The sequence below is a fragment of the Halorubrum sp. SP9 genome, from assembly GCF_005435015.1.
Classification (GTDB): domain Archaea; phylum Halobacteriota; class Halobacteria; order Halobacteriales; family Haloferacaceae; genus Halorubrum; species Halorubrum sodomense.
Window position 1 is genome coordinate 1 of the sequence record NZ_SGXU01000426.1, and the last position, 408, is coordinate 408.

Sequence of the window (408 nt, forward strand, 5' to 3'; positions counted from 1 at the left end):
GGTCGAACATCCGCGCCAGCGACCCGCGCCGGTCGCCTCGGTCGTCCGCGGTCGAGGGCGACTCCATCGTCAGTTGCTAAGGGTCTCCTCGTGGGCGTCGTCGAGCGGCCCGACGATGTCCTCGGTCGGCGTGTCGGGCGTGGCCCACAGGCCCTTGAGGACCGACCAGAACTCCTGCTGGAACGGGTTCCCGAGCGCGTCGTCGAGGTCCGGCACGACCGTCACCTCGTCGGCGAGGTCGGGCAGGTTCGCCATCACCTGGATCTCGTAGGCGTCGTCCGGGACCTGCGTGTTGGACGCGATGAAGCCGCCCTCCTCGACCCAGACCTGCTGGCCCTCGGCGGAGACGAACGAGCTCAGCGCGTCGCGCGCGGCGTCGACGTCGATCCGGGGACAGTCGCGCGCGGC

Annotated in this window: 1 pseudogene; it reads right to left on the bottom strand. The window is 71.1% G+C overall.

The features are described 5' to 3' along the window. Positions 1-69 precede the first annotated feature (69 nt). Positions 70-408: pseudogene (locus EXE45_RS18120) on the bottom strand (carbohydrate ABC transporter substrate-binding protein); the annotation flags it as partial.